General features: G+C 33.1%; 3 protein-coding genes. All 3 read left to right on the top strand.

Annotated elements, in window-relative coordinates; translation table 11 throughout:
• A partial coding sequence (locus DNJ77_RS09600; protein WP_157966674.1) for an RHS repeat-associated core domain-containing protein occupies window positions 1–1511 on the top strand: 1511 nt, incomplete at its 5' end.
• A gap of 100 nt (window positions 1512–1611) precedes the next feature.
• A complete protein-coding gene (locus DNJ77_RS09595; RefSeq protein ID WP_157966673.1) occupies window positions 1612–1839 on the top strand; it encodes a hypothetical protein in 228 nt (75 codons plus the stop codon).
• 603 nt (window positions 1840–2442) lie between these two features.
• The coding region (locus DNJ77_RS09590; protein ID WP_116964848.1) for a non-ribosomal peptide synthetase at window positions 2443–7241 on the top strand (4799 nt) is incomplete at its 3' end.

Below are 7241 nucleotides of genomic sequence, written 5' to 3'. Positions count from 1 at the left end.
TTCACCCTAAGCTTGGTGGATATTTACAGCCTGATGCTTTAGATATTTTAGCAGGTGGAAATGTACACCCTTATGCCTATGCGAGCAATAACCCAGTTAATGTGATTGATCCAACTGGACTGTATGACATTACGCCTCAAGAGGCGATTATCGAACTCAAAAAGCAAAGGACAGCATTTTTTAATGGGTATGTTAAGGCATCAAATACTTATAGTGAGCAATCAAAATTACTAGAACTTGAAATACTATGGCTAACAACAGCAACGGTGCTTCCTGAGATTAATAGACAAATTATTCATACAAAATATCACTTACTCGAAAATGAATTGAAGCATAAAAGTAAGAAGGTTGAATTTGTTTTACAACAGTGGTTTGAAACAAGGCATAGCAAGTTGAATAATCACGCTATCAAAAATCCGAATTATGAGGCGTTTGTTGCAAAAGTTTTTAGTCAAATAGAAAAAAAAGGATATGTTAGAAATACCTATGAAGATATCTATAAGGTCTTCAAACAATTGTCTCAATCTGAAGAATTTGGACTACCAGGATATTTTTCTCCTGTTATGTATCCGCTTACTGACGTTGAGTGTAAGTATATTGATTGCGCATCAATTTGTGAAAAAAAGTACTTATCATTTAGTAATGATTTATCAAGAAATATTAATTTTTTACAAGAATATGTGCGAAAGAATGCTCTGTTAATTAACAATATGCAAGGTTTACTGCGTGGTTATTTTGACGATTATTCTGCTATAGCAGATAGATTTATCAAGATAGATGAAGAGCGTATTTTAGACTTTAATGAATTAGATTATTTAGATTATGATGATCTATTAGAAAGCCTTCAACTACAAACAGGATTGGATTTATCGGGTTATGTTAAACGTTTAGCCACCCATTTTGCCAATGGTTTTATGGATGATACGACATTTGGCTTAACAGGCTTTGGATATGAAAACGGGCGGACAAATGCGGCTGCTTACTATACGGGTACCGCGGCATCTTTAGGATTAGGATTGTTATATGGTGGCACCTATGTAAAAGGCGGAATGCTGCTGGCTAAAGCTGTTGCACCAAAGATGATTGTGGAGAATGTTAAGGCAAGCGTTGCAGCGGGGAAAACAACTCAAGCTAGCCATAAAGCAGGTAAAACACGCGAGTTTGTGACTACTGTTCGAAATGGCGGAGATGAACTAGTAGATGTGTTCAGGGCTGTTAAACCTGATGAATTGGCTGATATTCGAAAAACAGGTGCACTCAATAATCTTCCAGGATTAGAAGGGAAGTATTTCACAACAAGTGCCGAGTCGGCTGCGAGTTATGCTAAACAGGCAGTTAAAGCCTTTGGTGATCCACCATATACGATCGTTAAATCACAAGTACCGCGTAGCGTTCTGAATCAACCTGGAATTTCAGCGACAGTAGATCGAGGTATTCCTGCATGCGTTCTTCCTAATAAGAACCTGCCTGGTTTGGTTCCACAAGTACTCAACTACTCGCCAGTGCCATAAGGATTCAGATATGAAAGGTATTTTTGCGAAAATAACGCTTCTTAACACTGAGGAAGGTGGTCGCTCACAAGCTATACCAGCGATGAATTTTGGATGCCCAATGTACGTTGAAAATGTTCCAGAAGTTGCAAAGCATGCTTACGATTGCCGTTTGCTTGTCCAAGAGTATGGTAAACCCATCTCGCTAGGAGATACCGTGGAGAATATTAGAATAGTGTTTCTTTCACCAGACGAGGTGATTCCGCGGTTAAAAGTTGGAACGCGCTTTACGTTGTGGGAAGGGAAAACAATAGCGTGTGGAGAGGTTACTTCGATTGAGTTGTATTAATGTCATTACCAAGGTAAACTGTCAGACCAATTACCAAAGGATTTTGTCGTGTTAATTGTATTAGTCTAACCTTAAAAATGAGTATTTATTAAATACAGAATCGCGGTTTTATAGCATCGGTGTCTATTTAATATCTTAGGATAGGCATCTATTTCAGTAATGTTTAAATAGAAAAATTTATCCAACAAAAGTTGTTGAAATAAAATAACATGATTGATACTATCAATTTTGAATCATTATTAAGAGACCCCCATTTCTTAATCGCAACCTCCTTTCCACCCGACAAAAAAGGATTTACCAAATCAGCAAGGAGATGACTCAATTAATCACTTATATCTAAAACAGCTCTTCTCTTGAGAAGCGAATCGTTATACTACCCAAGTTCAACTATAATGCAACTAATTTTTATTCATCAAATTGATGTTTTTTGTACTTTTAAAAAGAGCATTGGCTCGGCGTTTTTCCTCCATGCCTTGCAGTAGATGTTTCAAAGTGGATTAAATACATCAAAATAAAACCACTTGTTACAAATTTGTTGGGCTTCTGATCTTATTTTACTCTATTATATGCATAAAATTTATAGTCAAAAATGGGGAGAGCGAAATGACTCTTAAATTAACAAAGCAGCAGGAAGAACTGTGGTATGCCTACAAACTTAATCCTTATGCGGATAATTATAATATTGCGATTTCATATCAAGTTAGGGGTAACTTAGATAGAGACAAGTTTGCAGCAATATATCAAACAATTGGTAATTATTTTGAAGCTTTTAAAACACGGTTTATTGAAAAGGACGGCGAAGCAAATCAAATCATCCTTGATCGCTTTGATGGAGATGTGATTTATCAGGAATTATACCATTCTACTCAAGATGAAATTCTTGCTGCACTTGAACAATTAAGAGCCAAGCCTTTTGATCTTGAAAAGGACTGGCTATTTAGAGCCATACTGATTAAAACAGATCATGATCAGTATTATTTTCAGTTTGTCTGGCATCATATTATTTCAGATGGACTAACCACGACAATATTTAGTCAAGTATTTGAAAAGCTTTATAATGAGGGATTGGATGCCATTACCCAATTTCAAACCTATCAATTGGCTGATTACTTAGATTATGAAGAAGAAATCATTGCCAAAAGTAAAAAAGAAACCATTGATTATTGGCAGCACTATCTTCAAGGATGCAATCAAAATGATCTTGTTAAATATAACCATGATGACACAGGGCAAATCAATCGTAAGCGAGTTAATATTGACCCTAAAATTTTAAGTAAGCTACTTAAAACGCATAAGACAACACCATTTATATTTTTCAATGCCTTAATCAGTACGTTTGTATTGAGATGTTTTCATTTAAATGACTTAGTTGTGTCCTATCCTAAAAACATACGTCCGACTGAATTTAGTAAAATCGTTGGTTATTTTGTCAGTATGTTTCCAATGCAGATTCAATTATCTGGAGAAATGACATTTGCGGAATTACTAAAGAAAATATATGAGCAATATCAACAAAACAAACCTTATCAAATTATTCCATTTGAAGAAATCAAAGAATCATTAGATATTGATTTTTCCCCAAATGTTTCCGTTGTCGAAACTTACCTTCTCTCTCAAGAGATAGAATTGAGTGGAATTGAATTAGAAAGTAAGAATTTCTTTTATGGCGGTAAACTAAATACTTTATTTTTTGCCTATGATAAAACTTCAATGGTGTATGAGGTAAGTTATGATACTACCTATATTCCTGACTATTTTATTCAATACCTTGAAATGCTTCTCAAAACAGTAATAGCAGATTCAGATCAGCCATTATGTCATTATGAATTAATACCACCAGAACAAAAAAAACGTATATTATACGATTGGAACAAAACCGATAAACCCTATCCAAAAGGTAAAACCATTTATCAATTATTTGAAGAACAAGTTGAAAAGGCACCAAATAACGTTGCCGTGGTATTTGAAGATCAACAATTAAAGTATGCTGAACTCAATGCCAAAGCCAATCAACTGGCAAAATACTTGCGATCACTTACTGAAATTAAACCAGATACCTTGATTGCTTTATGTCTAGATAAAAGCTTGGAAATGATAATTGGTATTGTTGGCATTCTTAAAGCAGGAGCAGCTTATGTACCGATTGATCCTAGTTATCCTGATGAAAGGATTAGATACATACTGAATGATACGCGAGCATCTTTATTGTTGACACAATCGCATTACCTATCAAGGCTTAAAATGATGACAAATAGTCAACTCATACCACTGGATAGTAACAGTTATAAAGGTTTCCCTTTCGATAATCTACTGTCTCAAAATACCTCTCATGATCTGGCTTATGTGATTTATACCTCCGGAACAACAGGAAATCCGAAAGGAACATTAATCACCCATAAATCTCTAGTAAACCGTTTACTGTGGCAACAATCTGAATATCATTTTAATAGTTCGGATAAAATTCTACAAAAAACACCATATGGTTTTGATGTGTCAGTATGGGAATTACTACTGCCGCTTCTATGTGGCGCACAATTGGTATTTACAAAACCTGATAATCATAAATACCCCCAATATCTACATATACTAATTAAACAAGTTGGCATCACTAAATTGCATTTTGTACCAAGTATGCTTCAACTTTATTTAGATCATGTTGAGCAATTAAGTGTAACTGAAAGATTATTAAATAGTGTAACAGATGTATTTTGTAGTGGAGAGGCATTACCACATCAAATATCGAGACGTTTTAAAACTCTCTATCCATCTATTTGCTTAAATAACTTATATGGACCAACTGAAGCAACTATAGATGTTAGTGCATATAATGACATAAGATCTACAGAAACCATAATTCCAATTGGAAAACCTATACAAAACACAAAGCTTTATGTTCTAGATAAATATAAACAAGTTGTTCCGATGGGGGTAGTTGGTGAACTTTACATTGGAGGTAATGGCGTTGCTAGTGGCTATTTGAATCAACCTGAGCTTACTGCTGAAAAATTTGTTGAAAATCCTTTTGCGGATGAAGAGGATAAAATAAATGGTTATGATCAATTATATAAAACAGGTGATTTAGTCAGATGGCTTAGTAATGGGAATTTAGAGTACCTTGGAAGAAACGATACACAGATTAAAATCAATGGGCTAAGAATAGAAATTGGCGAAATTGAAAATAACCTGTTAAATTTTAAAGGCATTAGACAAGCCTGCGTTTTAGGCAACAAAAAAGATAAAAACAACCTTGGAAATAAATTTTATTTAACCGCTTATTATGTCAGCAAGAATCCAATAGACGAAAATGAATTAATTAGTCACTTAATAAAAGTCTTGCCTGACTATATGATACCAAACGCTTTTATACACATGAAAAAATTTCCATTAACAATTAATGGCAAGTTAGATAAAAAAGCATTTCCGGTCTCATTATTTAAAACAAATAAACATTCTTTTACTGCTCCAAGAAATTCAATAGAAAATCAACTATGTAAAATATGGCAAGATGTATTAGAGCTTAAACAAATCGGAATAGATGATGACTTCTTCAGAATAGGTGGAGATTCGATTTTAAGTATAAGAGTTGTTTCGAAAGCAAAGCATTTAGGAATTAATATTTCAGTGCGTGATATTTTTATTTATAGAACTATTAATAAGATTGTGAAAAAAGCAAAACTATATAATATACCTTCTAACGATATATATTACCCACTTTCACTGATTGACAAAGCAGGACAAAAACAAGTGCTTCAGAACAGTGGTTTATTGTATGAAGATATTGAAGATATATACCCGGTTTCATATTTACAGAAAGGCATGTTTTTTGAACAAGAGCGATCAAATAATGATGGTACCTATCACGATGTGTTCTCATATCAAATAAATGATAACCTTGATTGTGTTAAGATAATCAACGTATTTGAAGACTTAATTCGAAAGCACTCTCTATTAAGAACTAGTTTTGTAAAAGACAAAACCTATGGGTATGTCGCAATCCAACATAAACATGGTGCTAAGGTTAAAGACAAAGTGAATATTTATTTGCATGATGCATTTGATAAATATTTTGTTGAAGAAAGGTACAATGCTTTCAAAATCAATGAAGTTGGTTTATTCAGGGTAATTATTACTAGTATCTTGCCAAATTCGTTTAAATTAATATTTTCTTTTCATCATGCTATTTCAGATGGCTGGAGTATTACATCTTTAATTTCAGAATTCACAACTGCGTATATTGATAACAAAAAAATTGAGTTAGATGAACTACCTTACTATGGTGAATTTGTTTCAAATGAGCAAAATGCAATCACGGACAAAAGTAACGTGAAATTCTGGCAAAAATATTTCGATGACAGTCAATTCCTAACTGTTAATTTAAAGTTAAATAACTCTTTAATGTTTACAAATAACTTAAATACACAGTTTTTCAAACTAAATGACACACAGAACAAAATTATTTTTAATATAGCTCAAAAATTCAACATACCAATTAATCTGGTTTTTTTAGCTCTGTATCAAATTTTAGTTTCTACTTTCACTGCTAACCAAGAAGTTATTGTAGGATTAGTTGTCAATAATCGGTTGGAAAAGACAGGGGGAGATAAATTATTTGGTCTTCACCTTAATACAATCCCGATTAAACAAAATATTATAAATCAGTCTATACAAGCTCTAATTGATGAGACAAGGAGAAATCAAGAATTAATCAATTTATATAAAATATATCCTTACGGAAAAATTAAATCTGATTTATTACAAGAGGATGATTTATACCAATTTGCCTTCAATTATGTCCATTTTCATTCTATAGAAGAGCAATATCAAAATAGAAAAATAGAAGAATATAAAAGGTTCGAAAAAACGAATATTCCTTTTGTTTTAAACATTTTCAGGCAAGGAAATGAATTTACAGTCGAATTATTAGGACACAATTATTTTATAGATCGACAAACAATAACAAAATTAAAACGATATTTTTTATACTACATTAACCAATGTGGGAATATTGATAACAATAAAACGTTAGCAAAAATACCAGAAGCAGAACTCCATAAAATAATACATCAATGGAACAAAACCGATAAACCCTATCCAAAAGATAAAACCATTTATCAATTATTTGAAGAACAAGTTGAAAAGGCACCAAATAACGTTGCCGTGGTATTTGAAGATCAACAATTAAAGTATGCTGAACTCAATGCCAAAGCCAATCAACTGGCAAAATACTTGCGATCACTTGCTGAGATCAAACCAGATACCTTGATTGCTTTATGCTTAGATAAAAGCTTAGAAATAATTATAGGCATCTTGGGAATTTTAAAATCAGGGGCTGCCTATGTGCCGATTGACCCCAGTTATCCTGATGAAAGGATTAGATACATACTTGACGATACTCAAGTATC

Origin of the sequence: Fastidiosibacter lacustris, assembly GCF_003428155.1 — a bacterium.
Classification (GTDB): Bacteria; Pseudomonadota; Gammaproteobacteria; order Francisellales; family Francisellaceae; genus Caedibacter; species Caedibacter lacustris.
Note: the sequence above shows the minus strand (reverse complement) of the source record. Positions and strands in the feature narration are given on the sequence as shown.

Excerpts from the sequence above, each read along its gene's own strand:
- DNJ77_RS09595 (WP_157966673.1), top strand. The coding sequence starts at position 1,612 with ATGTACGTTGAAAATGTTCCAGAAGTTGCAAAGCATGCTTACGATTGC.